The organism is Maricaulis sp., from assembly GCF_017642925.1.
In the GTDB taxonomy this organism is placed as follows: domain Bacteria; phylum Pseudomonadota; class Alphaproteobacteria; order Caulobacterales; family Maricaulaceae; genus Maricaulis.
In genome coordinates, this window is the sequence record NZ_JAEPOL010000005.1 from 39,296 (window position 1) to 54,945 (window position 15,650).

17 protein-coding genes are annotated in these 15,650 nt (G+C 65.3%); 11 read left to right on the forward strand and 6 right to left on the reverse strand.

The features are described from left to right. Position 1: 1 nt before the first annotated feature. The 3 genes from JJ918_RS05365 to fabD form a co-directional block, all read right to left on the reverse strand. Positions 2-238, reverse strand: coding sequence for an acyl carrier protein (locus JJ918_RS05365; protein WP_271187710.1), 237 nt, complete (start codon positions 236-238; stop codon positions 2-4). Between the two features lie 158 nt (positions 239-396). Beyond that, entirely contained in the window at positions 397-1,134 is a 738-nt protein-coding gene (gene fabG / locus JJ918_RS05370) for a 3-oxoacyl-[acyl-carrier-protein] reductase (protein WP_367277651.1), read from the reverse strand. Then, complete coding sequence (fabD, locus tag JJ918_RS05375) at positions 1,134-2,087, reverse strand: ACP S-malonyltransferase (protein ID WP_291884274.1); 954 nt, start codon at positions 2,085-2,087, stop codon at positions 1,134-1,136. Before fabD ends, fabG begins: the two co-directional genes overlap by 1 nt. 255 nt (positions 2,088-2,342) lie before the next feature. On the opposite strand from fabD, the gene rpsF reads away from it, so the two are divergent. From rpsF to JJ918_RS05430, 11 genes are all read left to right on the forward strand, one after another. After that, the gene (rpsF, locus tag JJ918_RS05380; protein WP_291884275.1) at positions 2,343-2,696 is read left to right on the forward strand and encodes a 30S ribosomal protein S6; all 354 of its coding nucleotides are present in this window, start codon (positions 2,343-2,345) and stop codon (positions 2,694-2,696) included. A 14-nt stretch (positions 2,697-2,710) separates the two neighbouring features. After that, positions 2,711-2,965, forward strand: a complete 255-nt coding sequence (gene rpsR / locus JJ918_RS05385; protein WP_138510340.1) for a 30S ribosomal protein S18 — start codon at positions 2,711-2,713, stop codon at positions 2,963-2,965. 14 nt (positions 2,966-2,979) lie between these two features. Continuing rightward, the gene (gene rplI / locus JJ918_RS05390; protein ID WP_291884276.1) at positions 2,980-3,615 is read left to right on the forward strand and encodes a 50S ribosomal protein L9; all 636 of its coding nucleotides are present in this window, start codon (positions 2,980-2,982) and stop codon (positions 3,613-3,615) included. 140 nt (positions 3,616-3,755) lie between these two features. Next, positions 3,756-4,187 (forward strand): hypothetical protein, encoded by a 432-nt coding sequence (locus JJ918_RS05395; protein ID WP_291884277.1) that lies wholly within the window; start codon positions 3,756-3,758, stop codon positions 4,185-4,187. Positions 4,188-4,429: 242 nt separating this feature from the next. Then, a complete protein-coding gene (locus JJ918_RS05400) occupies positions 4,430-5,917 on the forward strand; it encodes a replicative DNA helicase (RefSeq protein ID WP_291884278.1) in 1,488 nt (495 codons plus the stop codon). Continuing rightward, complete coding sequence (gene alr / locus JJ918_RS05405; RefSeq protein WP_291884279.1) at positions 5,898-7,010, forward strand: alanine racemase; 1,113 nt, start codon at positions 5,898-5,900, stop codon at positions 7,008-7,010. The genes JJ918_RS05400 and alr overlap by 20 nt, the downstream gene beginning before the upstream one ends. Before the next feature lie 64 nt (positions 7,011-7,074). Further along, positions 7,075-8,451, forward strand: coding sequence for a DNA repair protein RadA (gene radA / locus JJ918_RS05410; RefSeq protein ID WP_291884281.1), 1,377 nt, complete (start codon positions 7,075-7,077; stop codon positions 8,449-8,451). Between the two features lie 11 nt (positions 8,452-8,462). Beyond that, positions 8,463-9,107, forward strand: a complete 645-nt coding sequence (locus tag JJ918_RS05415) for a CvpA family protein (protein WP_291884282.1) — start codon at positions 8,463-8,465, stop codon at positions 9,105-9,107. Beyond that, a complete protein-coding gene (gene purF, locus JJ918_RS05420; protein WP_291884284.1) occupies positions 9,104-10,585 on the forward strand; it encodes an amidophosphoribosyltransferase in 1,482 nt (493 codons plus the stop codon). Before JJ918_RS05415 ends, purF begins: the two co-directional genes overlap by 4 nt. Next, positions 10,582-11,298 carry an SDR family NAD(P)-dependent oxidoreductase gene (locus JJ918_RS05425; protein WP_291884286.1) on the forward strand — a complete coding sequence of 239 codons (717 nt, stop codon included), beginning with the start codon at positions 10,582-10,584 and terminating at the stop codon, positions 11,296-11,298. Before purF ends, JJ918_RS05425 begins: the two co-directional genes overlap by 4 nt. A gap of 70 nt (positions 11,299-11,368) precedes the next feature. Next, positions 11,369-11,848, forward strand: a complete 480-nt coding sequence (locus JJ918_RS05430) for a GNAT family N-acetyltransferase (RefSeq protein ID WP_291884288.1) — start codon at positions 11,369-11,371, stop codon at positions 11,846-11,848. Positions 11,849-11,885: 37 nt separating this feature from the next. Here JJ918_RS05430 and der read toward each other — a convergent pair whose 3' ends face one another. The 3 genes from der to JJ918_RS05445 form a co-directional block, all read right to left on the reverse strand. Beyond that, entirely contained in the window at positions 11,886-13,385 is a 1,500-nt protein-coding gene (gene der, locus JJ918_RS05435) for a ribosome biogenesis GTPase Der (RefSeq protein ID WP_291884290.1), read from the reverse strand. A gap of 68 nt (positions 13,386-13,453) precedes the next feature. Next, entirely contained in the window at positions 13,454-14,830 is a 1,377-nt protein-coding gene (locus JJ918_RS05440) for a PQQ-like beta-propeller repeat protein (protein ID WP_291884292.1), read from the reverse strand. Further along, positions 14,823-15,596 carry a tetratricopeptide repeat protein gene (locus JJ918_RS05445; RefSeq protein WP_291884294.1) on the reverse strand — a complete coding sequence of 258 codons (774 nt, stop codon included), beginning with the start codon at positions 15,594-15,596 and terminating at the stop codon, positions 14,823-14,825. The genes JJ918_RS05440 and JJ918_RS05445 overlap by 8 nt, the downstream gene beginning before the upstream one ends. Between the last annotated feature and the right edge of the window lie 54 nt (positions 15,597-15,650).

Consider the following 15,650-nt stretch of genomic DNA (forward strand, 5'->3'; position numbering starts at 1 on the left):
GTTAGCCCACCTTCTCGGAGATGAACTTCACGGCGTCGCCGACCGTCTGGATGTGCTCGGCGGCATCATCCGGAATTTCGATGTCGAACTCTTCTTCGAACGCCATCACCAGTTCGACATTGTCCAGGCTGTCAGCGCCCAGGTCGTCGATGAAGCTCGCGTTTTCCGTGACCTTTTCGGCCTCGACATCGAGATGTTCGACAACAATTTTCTTAACGCGCTCGAGAACGTCAGACATTTCAGACCCTCATAATGAATCACCGCGAGACTATAGCGGTGCAGGAGAAGACGGGAAGTGCCCAATTACAAGGCTTTCCCAAGATGCGCGGGCACCTAGCACACATAATGGCGGGACGCCAGAATGTGACACCGTGTCCGCAGGCTCGGATTTTGCCGCTAGATCATCGCCATACCGCCATTCACATGGACGGTCTGGCCGGTGACATAGTGGGCTTCGGAACTGGCGAGATAGACCACGGCGGCGGCAATGTCGTCGCCCGAGCCCAGATCGCCGGCAGGAATTTTCGTCAGGATGGCCGCCTTCTGGTCGTCGGTCAGCGCATCGGTCATCGGCGAGGCGATGAAGCCCGGCGCGACACAATTCACCGTCACACCGCGCGCCGCAACTTCCTGGGCCAGCGACTTGGAAAAGCCGATCATGCCCGCCTTGGAGGCGCAGTAATTCGTCTGGCCCGGATTGCCGGTGACACCGACCACGGAGGTGATGCCGATGATGCGGCCCCAACGCGCCTTCATCATGCCGCGCAGGGCGGCACGGGACAGGCGGAAATAGCTTTCCAGATTGATGCGCATCACCGTGTCCCAGTCCTCATCCTTCATGCGCATGAGGAGCTGGTCCTTGGTGATGCCGGCATTGGCAACCAGGATGTCCAGCGAGCCCATCGCCTCGGCGGCCTGCTTGGGCAGGGCGTCGACGGCTTCGGCGTCGGACAGGTTGCAGGGCAGGACATGGGTGCGCTCGCCCAGTTCGCCGGCGAGCTCCTGCAGCACGTTTTCGCGCGTACCGGACAGGGCAACGGTCGCGCCCTGGGCATGCAGCTTGCGGGCAATCGCATTGCCCAGACCACCGGTGGCACCGGTCACGAGGGCAGTCTTGCCGGTAAGATCGAACATCATGCGTTCTCCTTGAGAGCCGCCGCGAAGGCTTCCAGATCGTCGGCGGAATTGAGGGCAACGCCATTGGCGTCCTTGGTGGTGCGCTTGAGCATGGTGGTGAGCACCTTGCCCGAACCGGCCTCGGCCAGCGTGCCGATACCCGCCTCCTCGACCATCCACAACACGCTTTCGCGCCAGCGCACGCGGCCGGTCACCTGTTCGACCAGCTGACGGCGGATCGTCTCGACATCATCGGTCGGACGCGCGGTGACATTGGCGACCACCGGCACGACGGGCGCCTTGATCGTCGCTGCGGCGAGCGCTTCGGCCATCGCATCGGCGGCCGGCTGCATCATCGGACAATGGAAGGGTGCGGAGACCGGCAGTTTCATCGCCTTCTTCAGGCCCAGCTCACCGGCCTTGGCGATGGCGGCATCGATGGCCGCGACAGAGCCGGAGATCACGATCTGGCCCGGTGCGTTGTCGTTGGCGATCGCACAGACACCCGCCTGGGCGCCGGCCGCGACGGCCTGTGCCGCCAGATCCTCGTCGGCGCCGAGAAGCGCCGCCATCGTGCCCTCGCCCACCGGCACAGCCTTCTGCATGGCCTGGCCGCGCAGCTTGAGCAGTTTCGCGGCATCGCTGACGGACAGCGCGCCGGCGGCCGCCAGGGCCGAATATTCGCCAAGACTGTGACCGGCGACGAATTCGGCGGCGTTGACGTTTACGTCAAACTCGCTCTTCAGCACCGCCATGACGGCCAGGCTGGCGGCCATCAGGGCCGGCTGGGCGTTCTCGGTGAGGGTGAGTTCTTCGATGGGACCGTTGGCCATCAGGCCCGACAGGTCCTGGCCCAGCGCCGCATCGACTTCGTCCAGCACCGCCTTCGCGCTGGCAAAGCGCTCCGCCAGTTCCTGGCCCATGCCGACGGCCTGGCTGCCCTGACCGGGGAAGACAAAGGCAAATTTCATGGAGTATTCCCTTCCCGACTCTCAAATGGCCGATCTGTTCGGGTTCGCTCGATACCTCCTGCGGGAGGCCGCGCGCAAGGGTGCTTGCGCCTTGCGCTGTGCATTCAATTCGGGTATGGCCCGCGCTTCGCTTGGTTGCGGTCCGTTCTTCCGGTCGATCCTGCATGGTGCAGGGTCAGGGATTTCGGAGCCGCCGCAGACCTGCCCGACCCTTCGGCATGGTGTGCGCCGCAACCGCTTATGAAGGGAGCCGACATGGCACTTTACGAGCACATCTTCATTGCGCGTCCGGACATTTCCCCGGCGCAGATGGAATCTCTCATCGAAGAGACCAAAGCCCTGATCGAAGAGAAGGGCGGCAAGACCGGCAAGACCGAATACTGGGGTCTGCGCAACCTTGCCTACCGCATCAACAAGTCCCGCAAGGGCCATTACGGCCTGATCGACATGGACGCCCCGGCGGATGTCGTTGCCGAACTGGACCGTATCCAGCGCCTGTCCGAAGACGTGATCCGTCACATGACGGTCCGTGTCGAGGACCACAGCGAAGAGCCGTCCGCGATCCTGTCCAAGAAGGACGATCGTCGCGGCCGTCGCGAGCGCAGCTAGAAAGGACTTAACAGATGTCTTCCGGAAACATTTCCAACCTGCCGGCACGCCGTCCGTTCATGCGTCGCCGCAAGGTCTGCCCGTTCTCTGGCGAAAACGCGCCGAAGATCGATTACAAGGACCCCAAGCTGCTGCTCCGCTACATGTCCGAGCGCGGCAAGATCGTGCCGTCCCGCATCACCGCGGTTTCGGCCAAGAAGCAGCGTGAACTGGCCCGCGCCATCAAGCGCGCCCGCCAGCTGGCCCTGCTGCCCTACGTGGTCGATTGAGGGAGGACTGAACGATGAAACTGGTTCTCCTTGAACGCGTGGAAAACCTTGGCGCCATGGGTGACGTTGTCTCCGTGCGTCCGGGCTTCGCCCGCAACTTCCTGCTGCCGCAGGAAAAGGCGCTGCGCGCCACCGAAGCCAACCTGGCCCGTTTCGAAGCCGAACGCGAAGCGCTGGAAAAGCGTAACGCCGAACGCGCTGCAGAAGCTGCCACGGCTGGTGAAACGATCGACGGCGAACGCTTCGTCATGATCCGCCAGGCCGGCGAGAGCGGTCAGCTCTACGGTTCGGTCACGTCCCGCGACATCGCCGACATCGTCTCGGCCAGCGGCACTTCGGTTGCCCGCTCGCAGGTCGTGCTGAATTCGCCGATCAAGACGCTGGGCGTCCACGACGTGCGCATCAAGCTGCACGCCGATGTCTCCGTGATGGTGTCGATCAATGTCGCCCGTTCCGAAGAGGAAGCCGAACGCCAGGCGGCCGGTGAAGACGTGATCGCGGCCCAAGCCGACGAAGATCGCGCCATCGCCGAAGCCCAGGCCGCGGCCCTGTTCGAAGCCAGCGAGGAAGGCCAGGAACTGGCTGCCCAGCAGGCTGCGGAAGCCGAAACGGCCGGCGACGAAGCCGAGACCGAGGAAACCGAGCAGTAAGTCCTGCAGGTTCCCGAATTTTCAAAGGGCGGCCCGCCGGGCCGCCCTTTTCTTTTTGCTGTCGCTAATCCGGAAGACGCGCGCTAGCGTACGAACCCGTAGGGGATGGCCGGACCTGCTTCCGTGCCGAGGAAATGCGAATGGGTTTTCCGCCTGTCTTCCGTCTGGTCGAACGCTGGCTCGGCGTGCTCCTGTGTTTCCTGCTCGCCCTGTCGCAGGGCTATTTCATCCTCGGTCTCTACGTGTTCTCGGTCGACGAATATGTCGATCTGGAGCCGAATGTGACGTTCGAGGATGTGCGGCCGGTGATCGAATGGCCGCTGGAAACGGCGATCGTCATCGCCTTTGCCGGCGCGGCGCTGGCCACCGTGCTGGCCCTGTTCCGCTCCCGCTGGGCCTTTGCCGCCATCCTTGTGCACTTCGTCGCCGCGAAGACGGCCTGGGTGCTGTCGACCTTCCTGCCCTATTATGACGGCGGAGCGATCGGCGCCTGGCTGACCGTCATCCAGATGATCGCCATTGTGCTGATCTTCCGCACGACAGCCCCTTTCCGGCCCCGCCGGGCTGTATGACAGTCACACTGTGGATAAACCGGTCATCCAACCCCTTGTTTTCCCGCTCCTGAAACTCTCCTGCCCTGTCGCACAAACCCATGACAGGCAAGGCGGACGTGACGTTATCCACAGCCATCAACAATCGTTAACGCCGACCGGTCCGGCAGCTGCATCTGACAGTGTTCGACAGTGGCCACGGGCGATCCGGCCCGGTATTGATCCGCCCTTCGCCTGCGGGCGAAGTGAAGGGGACCATCGGAATGACCACCGCGCTGCAGCCGTTCGTCGAGAACGACTCCGAAATTGCCAATGCCGATACGGCACCGCACAACCTGGATGCGGAACAGGCATTTCTGGGCGCGCTTCTGTATGACAACGAGATGTATCACCGGGTCGCCGACTGGCTGAAGCCGGCGCATTTCTACGACCCGGTCCATGGCCGCATCTATGAAACCGCCGCCGATTTGATCGGCCGCGGCTCGCTGGCCGACGCCGTCGTGCTGAAAACCCAGTTCGACCGCGATGACGGGCTGCGCGAAATCGGTGGCACCACCTATCTCGCCGTCCTGATGGAAGGCGCAGTAACGGGCAATGCGGCCGTCGAGTACGCCAAGATCATCTATGAGCTGGCCCTGCGCCGCGAACTGATCCGCATCGGTCACGATCTCGCCAATACCGCCGGCAGCGATGCCGAGGTCCAGGCGCGCGCCCTGATCCAGGATATCGAACAGCAGCTCTACAATCTGGCCGAGGAAGGCTCGGCCTCGCGCGGCTTTGTCAGCTTCAAACAGGCGCTGGCCGAGTCGGTGGAAACCGCTTCGGCAGCCTATGAGCGCGAAGGCGGCCTGGCCGGTATCTCCTCGGGTCTGAGAGAACTGGACCGCAAGCTGGGCGGGCTGCACCCGTCGGACCTGATCATCCTCGCCGGCCGTCCCTCGATGGGCAAGACCTCGCTGGCGACGAATATCGCTTTCAACATCGCCAAGGCCTACCGGTACGAGGAACAGCCCGACGGCACACGCAAGACCGTCAATGGCGGCGTGGTGGGCTTCTACTCGCTGGAAATGTCGGCCGAACAGCTCGCCACGCGTCTCATCGCCGACCATACCGGCATCCCCGGCTACATGATCCGCCAGGGTACGATCGACGCGGCCCAGTACGAAGATATCCGCGACGGCGTGCTCGAGATCCAGGGCCTGCCGCTCTATATCGACGACACCGGCGGCCTGCCCATCTCCGCCCTCGCTGCCCGCGCGCGCCGCCTCAAGCGTACGCACGGCCTCGACCTGATCGTGGTCGACTATCTGCAGCTGGTCACCTCCTCGCGCGCCCGTGCCGGCGCCAGCCGGGTGGAAGAGGTCTCCGAGGTCACCCAGAACCTCAAGGCGCTGGCCAAGGAGCTCGGCGTTCCGGTGATCGCCCTCTCCCAGCTGTCGCGCCAGGTGGAAAATCGCGACGACAAGAAACCGCAGCTGTCCGACCTGCGCGAATCCGGCTCGATCGAGCAGGACGCTGACGTCGTGCTGTTCGTTTACCGGGAAGCCTATTACAAGGAACGCGAGAAGCCGCGCGAAGACACGCCGGAATATCTCGCCTGGGAAGAAGAGTTCCGCCGGATTGAGAAAGTCGCTGAAGTCATCATCGGCAAGCAGCGTCACGGCCCGATCGGATCGGCAAAGCTCCACTTTGATGGCATGCTGACGAAGTTCACCGATCTCGAGACCCGCTATGACGACGAGTCCGACTGACACACGCGCCGAACCCGCTCCGCGCCTGATCATCGATCTGGCGACCATCCAGCAGAATTACCGCAAGGTCCGCGACCTCGCGCCCGGCGCCGAGGCCGGCGCCGTGGTGAAGGCCAACGCCTATGGTCTCGGCGCCATGGAAGTGGTGCCGGCGCTGGCCGATGCCGGCTGCCGCACCTTCTATGTCGCGCATACGTCGGAAGGCCGCGAGGCCCGCACGGCGCTCGCCGGGCGCCCGGCCGACATCTATGTCTTCAACGGGTTCTGGCCGGCCGAACTGCCGGCCCTGCGCGATGCCGAGCTTTTCCCGGTGATCAACGAGCTCGCCCAGCTGGAGCAATTGCGCGAACAGGCGCCGGACCTGCCCTGCGCGCTGCATTTCGACACCGGCATGAACCGTCTGGGCCTCGGCCCCGAGGAAACCGACGCGCTGATCGCGAATCCCGCGCGGCTTGACGCCATCGATGTGCGGCAGATCATGAGCCATCTCGCCTGCGCCGACGAGCCGGTCTACCCGCTCAATGCACGGCAGCTGGAACGCTTCTCCCGCATCCGTGAGGCCTTCCACGGCATTCCCGCCTCGCTGTCCAATTCTGCCGGCATCCTGCTGGGGCCGGACTATCATTTCGACGTGCTGCGCCCCGGGCTCGCCCTGTTCGGCGGGGTTCCCGCCCCCGGCTATCCCTCGCCCTTCGAACCGGCGGTCGAGATCGACGCCCCCATCCTGCAGATCCGCACGCTGCGGCCCGGCGACACGGTGGGCTATGGCGCAACCTTCACGGCTGACACGCCGCGCCGCATCGCGACAGTCGCGGCCGGCTATGCCGACGGGCTGCTGCGCGCCTTCGGCAATGGCGGGTTCGGCCGGATCGGCGAGACCCGTGTGCCGATCCTGGGCCGGGTGTCGATGGACCTGATCGGTGTCGATGTCACCGATGTCGATAACCCGCTCGCACCGGGGCACCCGGTCTGCTTCCTCGGCGGCGATATCGAGGACATGGCCAACAGTGCCGCCACCATCTCCTACGAATTCCTGGTCCGTCTGGGCCTGCGTTTCCACCGCATCTACAAGCCGGCTGCCAGACGGCGCTGACCCCGGACACATTCTGTCATCCTCCCCTGCTTGACTGTGCGCAAACAGAAGGAGACACACCCACATGGCCCGATCCGATAGCGTCTATGTCTGCCAGTCCTGCGGTGCCGTCCATTCCAAATGGGCGGGCAAGTGCGATGATTGCGGCCAGTGGAACACCCTGGTCGAGGAAGCCGCATCCGCGCCCCTGGGCACACAGGCAACCGCCGCGAAAAAGCGTGGCCGCGCAGCCCGCCTGGAACTGGTCGATCTCGGGGCCGAGACCCCGGAAACGCCGCGCCTGCGATCGGGCATAGACGAGCTGGACCGGGTGGCCGGCGGCGGGCTGGTGCCCGGCTCGGCCATCCTCGTCGGCGGCGATCCCGGCATCGGCAAGTCGACGCTTCTGCTGCAGATGATGGCGCAGCTGGCCAACCAGAATACGCGCGCCATCTATATTTCCGGCGAGGAAGCGATCGACCAGGTGCGCCGCCGCGCCCGCCGGCTCGGTCTGGCCGATGCGCCGGTGGCACTGGCAGCCGAGACCTCGCTCAACGACATTCTGGACGGGCTGAAATCGGAAAAGCCGGACATCGTCGTGATCGATTCGATCCAGACGCTGTGGACCGACCAGCTGGCGGCCGCGCCGGGCACGGTGGCCCAGGTGCGCGCCTGCGCCCAGGAACTCGTCCGCTTTGCCAAGAAACGGAACTGCACCGTCATCCTGGTCGGCCATGTCACCAAGGACGGCCAGATTGCTGGGCCGCGCGTGGTCGAGCACATGGTCGATGCGGTGCTCTATTTCGAAGGCGAGCGCTCGCACCAGTTCCGCATCCTGCGCGCCGTGAAGAACCGCTTCGGACCGACCGACGAGATCGGTGTGTTCGAGATGGGCGACAAGGGGCTCGGCGAGGTCACCAACCCCTCCTCCCTCTTTCTTGATGGCCGCGCCGAGGCCAATCCCGGTGCCGCGGTCTTTGCCGGCATGGAGGGCACGCGGCCGGTCCTGTCGGAGATCCAGGCGCTGGTCGCGCCCGCCGCCTTCGGCACACCGCGCCGCGCTGTTGTGGGCTGGGATTCAGGGCGCCTCGCCATGGTGCTGGCCGTGCTGGAAGCGCGCTGCGGCGTCAACATCTCCAATCGCGACATCTTCCTCAATGTTGCCGGCGGGCTGAAAATCACCGAGCCGGCCGCCGATCTGGCCGTTGCCGCCGCGATTGTCTCCTCGGCAATGGATGTGGCGCTGCCGGGCAAGGGTGTCGTTTACGGAGAAATCAGTCTTTCCGGCGATGTTCGTCCCGTCGGACGCTCTGAGGCCCGGCTGAAGGAAGCCGCAAAGCTCGGTTTCGACTCGGCCATCGCGCCCCAGGCCGCGGCCGACGGTAACGCACCCGTGCGGGTGCATGGCGTGGCCACGGCGCTCGAATTGGTGCAGACTTTGCGGGCTCTGGCGGGAGAGTAGGAGTTGCAGGGATGGATGGATCGCTGAGTGCCTTCGACGGGATCGGCCTCGCCATCCTGTTGATTTCCGGCCTCCTGGCGCTGGTGCGCGGCTTTGTCCGCGAAGCCCTGTCGGTCACCGCCTTCGTCGCCGCCTCACTGGCGGCCTTGTGGAGTCTGCCGGTTTTCATCGGCCCGGCCCGCGACATCATCGATCCGGACTGGCTGGCACCTGTCGCCGTCGGCGCGGCCGTCTTCATCCTGATCTATCTGGCCGTCACTTTCGTGACGAGCTCGCTCTCCAAGGGACTGGCCAAGGGCGAAGATGTGAATGTCGTCGACCGCACGCTGGGCTTTGTCTTCGGCGTCGTGCGCGGCCTCGTCCTGCTCGGTCTCGGTGTGATCTTCATGGCCGCAACGATGGGTGAAAGCGGACGCCCGCCGGCCTGGGTGACCCAGGCGCGCATCTATCCGCTGGTCGGCGCGACGGCCCGGGCCCTGCAGACGCTGGCTCCCGAGACCTCGCGGCTGGCCGAGACCCGTCCCCTGCCCTATGGCGAGGACGACCCGATTGCAGAAACAATAAGAAATAATGACAGCTCCTATGGAAGCCGCGACCGAAACCGACTAGATGACCTCATCGGTTCGACCACGGATGACCAGGACGAGGACGGATGAGCCAGGCCAACCCCCAAACTGCCACGCTCACTTACGATCCCGAGACGGATCGCCCCCAGGAAGAATGCGGTGTTTTCGCCGTTTACAATGCGGTAGATGCCGGTGTTCTCACTGCGCTCGGGCTTCACGCCCTGCAGCATCGTGGACAGGAAGCCTGCGGCATCGCGACCCATGACGGGTCGCGTTTCCATATCGAGCGCTATCTCGGCCTTGTCGGCGAGAACTTCACCTCGCCAGACATGCCGCAGCGCCTGCCCGGCAGGGTCGCGATCGGCCATGCCCGCTATTCCACCCAGGGTGCATCCGTGCTGCGCAATGTGCAGCCGCTGTATTCGGATGTGCGCGGCGGCGGCATCGCCCTCGCCCACAACGGCAATCTGACGAATGCCCGCGTCCTGCGCGAAGAGCTCGTCAGCCACGGCGCCATCTTCCAGTCGACCTCCGATTCGGAGGTCGTTCTGCACCTGGCTGCCCAGTCAAAAAAGACCAAGCTGACCAATCGCGTCCTGCAGGCGCTGAAACAGGTGCAGGGCGCCTTCGCTTTCGTGGCGCTGGTGAATGACCGCCTGATCGCCGCCCGTGACCCCTACGGCATCCGGCCGCTGGTGATGGGCACGCTGGGTGACGCGGTGATCTTCGCCTCGGAAACCTGTGCGCTGGACATGGTCGGCGCGAGTTTCGTGCGCGATATCGAGCCCGGCGAGGCCGTCGTAGTGAGCGAGGACGGCATCCGTTCCGAACGCTTCGCCCCGGCTCATCCGGCCCGCATCTGCGCCTTCGAATACATCTATTTTGCCCGGCCCGACTCGATCATCGGCGGCCGCTCGGTCTACGAGGCCCGTAAACAGATGGGCCGCCAGCTGGCGATGGAAACACCGGCCGATGTCGACGTCATCGTGCCCGTGCCCGACAGCGGCGTGCCGGCTGCGATCGGCTATTCGGAAGCGGCAGGCGTGCCCTTCGAACTGGGCATCATCCGCTCGCACTTCGTCGGCCGGACCTTCATCCAGCCGACCCAGGACCGGCGCGACCTGTCGGTCCGCCGCAAACACTCGGCCAATGCGGCCGTGGTGCGCGGCAAGCGCGTCCTGCTGATCGACGATTCCATCGTGCGCGGCACGACCTCGCTGAAGATCGTGCGCATGATGCGCGAGGCCGGCGCGGCGGAAGTGCATTTCCGCTCGGCCTGCCCGCCGATCAAGTTTCCGGACTTCTACGGCATCGACATGGCCGGACGGGCCGAACTGATCGCCGCGAACATGGAACTGGACGAAATGGCCGCCAAGCTCGAGGCCGACAGCCTCGGCTTCCTGTCGGTCGACGGTCTCTACCAGGCCGTCTGCGGCGAAGCGCGCAATGATGCGAACCCGCAACTTGCCGACCACTATTTCACCGGCGAGTACCCGACCCGTCTCGTCGACCACGACCGGGACCTCTCGGCCAAGGAATTCCAGCTCTCGCTTCTGGTGGACGCATGACCGACATCGATCTGAAAGGCCGCCTCGCTCTCGTCAGCGGGGCCTCGCGGGGTATTGGCCGGGCTCTGGCCCTGGAACTGGCCAAGGCCGGCGCCCATGTGATCGCCACCGCCCGCACCCAGGGCGCCCTGGAAGAGCTGGACGACGCCATCAAGGCTGCCGGCGGGACCACGACGCTCGTGCCGATGGACCTGATGTCGGAAGACGGGATCGAACAGCTCGGCCAGATTGTCACCGACCGTTGGGGCAAGCTGGACATCATGATCGCCAATGCCGGTGCGCTGGGTGAGCTGACACCGGCCGCCCAGGTGAAGGCCAAGACCTGGCAGAACGTGCTGGGTGTGAACCTGGTCGCGCCGGCGCGCATGATCCGCGCCTTCGAGGGACCGCTGCTGTCGTCGGATGCCGGCCGCGCCGTCTTCATCTCCTCGGGCGCCGCCAGCTCGCGCCGGGCCTTCTGGGCGCCCTACGCGGCCGCCAAGTCCGGCCTCGACGCCCTCGCCCAGTCCTGGGCTGCCGAGCACGTGAATTCGCCCAGCCTGCGCATCAATGTCGTCTATCCCGGCGCCATGCGCACGCGGATGCGCGCCAAGGCCTTCCCGGGCGAGGATCCCAATTCCCTGCCGGAACCGGCCGCCCTGTGGCCGCTGGTCGCCGAACTGGTCGGTCCGGACTGTGCCCGCCACGGCGAAATCGTGCGGTTCGAGGGCTAGCGCTCAACTTGCCGTGAGCGCGTGACGCACCGGCTTCCCGTTGCCCCCAAGCCGGTGCTAGCTGGGCGGCATGCCTCAGCGTCCCGACATCGCCTTCACACGCCTCACCAGGATCGCGCCGGACGCGATCCTGGACCACATGTCCGATCCACGCCTGGCCGAGCACATGCCCCTGCTCAACGGCGGTTGGGACATGGAGACCTGCACAGCCTTCATCGCCGCCAAGGAGGCGTGCTGGGCACGCGACGGGCTGGGACACTGGGCGATCCTGGCGGACGGGCGCTATGCCGGCTGGGGCGGCTTCCAGAAGGAAGGTGAGGACTGGGATTACGGCCTGGTGCTGCGGCCGCAGGATTTCGGTCTCGGCCTCACAATCACCCGCAAGGCCCTCGCCTTCGCCCGCGCCGATGCGCGCATCCCGTGGATTACCTTCCTCCTGCCGCCCTCGCGCCGCCATGTGCGCGGTCTGGAGCGGCTGGGGGCGGAGATGGTGGGCGAAGTCAGCTATGAGGGCGAGGTCTTCCGCAAATACCGGCTGGAGACGTCCTGAGCGCCGTGCAGGAAGGGCCGGCGATGTCTTCTTCCCGTCAGCTGGGCTTGCGCGGTCCGGCCGCCTTGCCCGGCTTGCCGGCTTTCTTGACCGATCCGGGGGCGCCCTTGGGCTTCTGACGGATGCGCGGCACGCTGGCCCGCGCCGGCGCTCCGGCCCGGACCGGCGCACTGCCGCCACGCTCGCCATCGGCGTAAGGATTCTTGCCCGCTTTCACGATCAGACGGATCGGCACACCGGGCAGATCGAAAGCCTCGCGCAGCCCGTTCACCAGATAGCGCTTGTAGCTTTCCGGCAGTTCGCTGGCGCGCGAGCACATCATCACGAAGGTCGGCGGACGGCCCTTGGTCTGGGTGATATAGCGCGGCTTGACGCGGCGGCCATTGATCGAGGGCGGCGGATGCCGCTCGATCATCTCGTGCAGCCAGTCATTGAGATCCCGGGTCTTCACCTTGGCATCCCAGTCGGTATGCAGTCGCGACAGGGCCGGCATGATCGTCTCCAGCCCTTTCTTCTTGAGGGCCGAGATCGGCAGGATCGGCGCACCGGTCATCTGCGGCAGCAAGCGCTCGAACTCGGTGCGTATGTCCTTGATGAAGGCGTCGCGCTGGTGCACGAGGTCCATCTTGGAAACAGCGATCGCGACCGCGCGGCCTTCCTTGTAGGCCATGTCGGCCAGGTGCAGGTCCTGCTTTTCCAGCGGGTGGCCGGCATCGACGATCAGCAGCACGACTTCGGCAAACTTCACGGCGCGCAGTGTGTCGGCGGCGCTCATGCGCTCCAGCCGGTCATTGACCTTGCCGCGCTTTCTCAGACCGGCCGTGTCGTGCAAACGCACCCGGCGCCCGTCCCACATCCAGTCGATCGAGATCGCGTCGCGGGTGATCCCCGCTTCAGGCCCGGTGATCAGGCGTTCCTCGCCGATCAGCGCATTGATGAGGGTCGACTTGCCCGCATTCGGACGGCCGATCACGGCGATCCGCAGCGGCGGATCCTCGCTGTCGTCGCGATAGCGTTTGGCATCGCGGGCCATGCTGCCCAGACCGGTCTCGACGGCATCATAAAGGTCGCCGATACCGCCGCCATGGGCCGCCGACAGGGGCACAGGCTCGCCCAGGCCAAGGCCGTAGGCGTCCATCAACCCGCTCTCGCCGAACCGGCCCTCGCACTTGTTGGCGACCAGAACGACCGGTTTGCCCGAGCGGCGGATCACATCGGCAAAGCTCTGGTCCAGCGGCGTCACGCCGGTACGGGCATCGATCAGGAAGAGGCAGAGATCGGCATCCTTGAGCGCAATCTCGGTCTGGGTGCGCATTTCAGCGTCCAGACCGGCCTTCTCGCCATCGTCATAGCCCGCCGTGTCGATCAGCAGGAGTTCCATATCGCCCAGCCGGCCGCGCGCCTCGCGACGGTCACGCGTGACCCCCGGGCGATCGTCGACGATCGCCAGCGGTTTTCCGGCCAGCCGGTTGAACAGGGTGGATTTACCCACATTGGGCCGTCCGACGACGGCGATGCGGGGCAGATATGCAGTCATGCGCGAGCGCCTAGAGCAATTTCACACGGAATGAAATCACAAAAAGCCGCTGAACGCCCGATTTGCCGTTAGCGGATCGCGATCAGCCGCGCCTCGTCGGTGAGCACATAGATGGTCTCATTGGCGATGACCGGGCCGATGAAGACGTCGTCGCGCAGGTCCATCTCGCGCAGAACTTCACCGTCATAGGCATTCAGCACCACGCCCTGACCATTGCTCGATGCCACAAAGACGCGGCCGCCGGCGAGAACCGGGCCCGTCCAGGCGATGCGGTCCCGGCGCTTGTTCGGATTTTCGAACAGGTCGAGCTGCGTCATCCAGAGGACGGATCCGTCACGGCGGTCGAGACAGACGATCTCGGCTTCATTCGTGGTGACGAAGAGATAATTGCCTGCCACCCACGGCGCCTGGGAGCCGCCGGCCGGCTGCGTCCACAGACGCTCGCCGGTGCGCAGCGAAATCGCCACCAGCAGACCGGAATGGCTCATCGCATAGACGGTGTCTTCCATGATGACCGGGCTGCCGGCGAGATCGTTGATCTCGGACACGGCCGTCAGACGGGACGAGCCGGACAGGCTGTCCGACCAGATCGGATTGCCGTTCTGCACACGCAGCGCGATCAACTCGCCCGAGGCGAAGGGTGCAATGACCAGATCGCCCAGCACGGCCGGGGACGGCGCGGTCAGCAGGCGGGCGGTCTCGACGATGCCCGGATGGGTCCACATGACGGTACCGTCATCGGCGTCGAGCGCGAGGAGCTCGTTATTGTCGCTGGTCACGAAGACACGGCCATCGGCCACGGTCGGCGCCCCGTGGAAGGGAACCAGCACATCGCTGCGCCAGATCTCGTCACCGCTCTCGGCATCCAGCGCCACGAAATAGTTGTAGCCGGAATGCGCGTAGACACGGCCGCCATCATAGGCCACGGCGCCGCCGAAGGACATGCGGTCGCGCCGGTTGGGACCTTCCAGACGCGTCGACCATTGACGGGCACCGCTGTCGGCATCATGGGCAAAGACCACGCCATTGGCGTCGATCGTGAAGATACGGCCATCGGCGACGACAGGCCGCGCGATGATACGGCGATTATTGTCCGACCCCTCACCGAAGCTCTGGCGCCAGGCCACTTCGAGAGGGCCGCTCGCCTGGGTGTGCTGCAGGGCGTGTGTCGGATAGCCGTCCGGCTGCGGCCAGACCTGGTTCACATAGGCCGTCGGCAGATCGACCGGTGCCGCTTCGGTATCGAGCTGGAGGCCCTGTTCGAACGACATGATCGAAACGCGGTTATCGTCCGGCGCCGTGCCGTTCAGATTGTCATCCTCGTCATCCCCGATGCCCGGGATCACATTGAGCGGATTGGGAATGTCCGGGATCGAGGAACAGGCCGCCAGCGGCGCGATCAGCGCCACGGCGAGAAGATTACGGATACGCTCGACACTATTCATCGCCTGGCTCCCCGGCGTCATTTTCATCATCGCCGGCCGGTGCCGGGTCTTCCGTCACGTCGCCTGCCGGCATGCCGGCTTCAGCTTCGCCGCCTGCGGCTTCGGCCGGTGCCTGCGTCGCCGACCGGCTCGCGATCACGGCCAGGGCTTCCTGGGCGCGTTGCCGCACGCCCTGCGGGGCGTCGAAGCCGAAGCTGATCAGCTGGTAGGTTTCGCGGGCACGTTCGAGATTGCCATCGCGCAGCGCAGCCGCAGCGATCGCCTCACGCGCCAGGAAGCGGTAGGGCGAGGTGTCGCCGGTCAGCGGCGTCAGGCGGATCTCGATATCGTTGAAGCTCAGTGCGTCCCACCGGGCCCAGACCGATTTCAGCGTGGCCAGGTCGCGAATGACAGGATCGGACGCCTGGCGGGCCGCCCGGTCGAAGAAGCCGGCAGCCGCTTCGCGGTCGCCCTCTTCCAGCGCAACCGAACCGCGCTGCAGCAGCGCCAGTTCCGGATAGCCGCCGACGCCGTCCTCGGCGAGCGTCTCGAATCCGGTCGATGCCAGGGAGTAATTGCCGGCCTCGGCCGCACGCAGCGCGGACACATAGGCATCGGACGACGCCTCATGCTGTGCCGTACGCCACGCGTTCCAGCCCTGGTAACCGGCCGCACCGGCGATGATCACCAGCGCGCCGCCGAGCACCCAGGGGCCGTACTTGCGCAATAAATCCTGATACTTGTCGCGGCGAAGTTCTTCGTCGACTTCCTCGAAAATATCGACCACGTCGATGTGGCTCCGTCGTTCTTGTGCCCATGCCGAAAGGTTTGCGCGGGACCC